Genomic DNA, 2,242 nt, shown 5'->3' with positions numbered 1-2,242 from the left:
CCACGGTTAATGAGTGATTGATTGTATTGCTTCCAGTTGGTTGTTTTATAACGAGGTTTAGGCATAGGGCTACGAGAGGGAGTGAATGTAGCTGAGCAGATCGTAGGTTCTGGATTTAGTTCCACTGAATTACGCAACAAAGCCGGTTGGCCTGTCACACCTCTAACTAGATTTGCGACAGAACCGTATTTTAGTACTCGTAAGTTTAATAACCTTGAGTTATTACTCTCAAGGGAAAAAATGTCACATATTAAATATATCCGTGTATGACGAGAACATTGAAACTGAGTTGATATTATCCTCAGCTTTTTTCTCTTTCGGAATTAATTTAATTTCTCCTTCATTTACAGTATAACCAAGGCTACTTCCAGTAAATGAATTCTCTAGTTCATCTTTGTCATCTATCCATTTCCATCTTTGTGTTCGCTTTAAACTGCAAGGGCTGACTTTTTTAATGTTACTAGCATCCAAGCACATACCTGGTTGGCTTGTACTCTGATATCGATTAAGTGTATCGAAAATAAATGACTGCTTTAGTTCGGATATATTACAAGTATCAGAATTAACACTGAGGTTTTTATTAACACTTACACATTTATTGTTAAATTTACCCAATTGTAAATTAACCGGCTTTCCGCCAATAAATACAGGATTATCCCAATCAACAGTGAATTTAATATCTTTTTTTACATTTTTAATTTTAAAGTCTTTTTCATTAGGATAATAATATCTTAGGACTTCCCAAGATGGGATTTCTGAATAATAACGATACCCAGTAATTCCAACCGATGAGGATATACTAATGTCTGTTGTCCCTGTGGTCGCAGGTTCAGAATAATAGATTACTTCCATTTTGGGTGTGAAGTTTGCGTACCCTATTGGATTGATTAAGTGTAACCTCCCAAAATAATTTTTTCTGACTGTTACTCCATATGGCGATTCATCTTTTTGTATCGCATGTGGTGAATTATATTGCTCTCTAGACCATTTGAAAGATACATGTTGAGGGCTTTTTGACGATTTCGTTACCGCATAATCAAATGTTTTATATGATAACCACTTGGATTCTGTCCATGACGCGTTGGCATTTAGACTAATTTTGGGTGATGTTTTATCTGCACCAACATCACCTCCAATACCAAATTGAAAAGTTGATACTTCCTTCTTATCATAATTTACATTTAAATTTGTTGCTGGAATGGTTCTTAAAATACTTGTTTTATTATTTGATGCCATCATTTCAAACGTATAGTTTTGTGCTATTGCGGATGACACCCATTCAGATTCAATCCCACCACTTGGCCAAACAATGCCTCTTGAGGCTAAGTACATCGAATATATTTCAGGGTTTAGACTAATCCCTGCGCCAGTGGTTGAATCATCAATGCCAACTCTTACTATTTTAGCATCAGGCGTTGCTGAGCCGATTGTTCCGAACGCAAGGGAGCGTTGCATGTTTATCTTATAAACAAGCGAAATGTTAGCATTTTTACAAAGATGCCGCGATCTATCTCCTAATTGGGTGTTCCAAGTGATATCACATTCAGAATCAGTAATTTGTTTAGTCGCATTATAATATCTAGAAATACTCGGTACCGGTGAGTGTACTACTGGGGTGTTTGATGTTGAACGTTTTTGCCTTTTTGGTGCAGGTTTACTCAAAATTGGGATATTTGTGTCATATCTATCCTTGATCTCTGTAAACATAACGTTATGGTTATGTTCAGTTATTGCAATATAATCAGATTCCAATGAAATACCAAATACCTTTCTAAAGACATGTTTTGCCTTTATTTTTTCTTTATTTCCTTCTATTTCACTAAAATCAACCAGATAACGATAACCATTATTTACAATTAAATCAATTGCATTTTCAATGCCATTTGAATAAATTCCTGATTCTAACCAATACTTTGCATTTATATAAACCAAGTCTGAATTATCAACCATATCACTCATTATATGTATTGATTCACCAACGGGAATGTTTATACCTTCTTGCAGTGTATCGCTAGCTAAAACTGATCTAGATATTAAAACTGATGTTACTAAAATTCCTATTAAATTCAAACGTTTCATAATACTCCTAAATATTTTTTAGTTTTAAAATTAATATGATGGTACTTTGTTGGCACCTTAAATTAATCACTTATAACCTTGATGATTAAGTTTATCATTATACATATAAATTCATAATGGAAAGGTGATTTATGGCTCAATTTATGGGCTTTGTTGCGTAATT

General features: G+C 34.0%; 1 protein-coding gene. It reads right to left on the bottom strand.

Annotated elements, in window-relative coordinates; all coding sequences use genetic code 11:
- Positions 1 to 243 precede the first annotated feature (243 nt).
- Positions 244 to 2,079, bottom strand: coding sequence for a leukocidin family pore-forming toxin (locus AB4589_RS20220; RefSeq protein WP_017100264.1), 1,836 nt, complete (start codon positions 2,077 to 2,079; stop codon positions 244 to 246).
- Positions 2,080 to 2,242: the final 163 nt, after the last annotated feature.

Origin of the sequence: Vibrio sp. 10N.222.49.A3 (assembly GCF_041475145.1) — a bacterium.
GTDB lineage: Bacteria > Pseudomonadota > Gammaproteobacteria > Enterobacterales > Vibrionaceae > Vibrio > Vibrio tasmaniensis_A.
The sequence above is the reverse complement of the archived record's forward strand: the minus strand, read 5'-3'. Positions and strand labels throughout refer to the sequence as shown.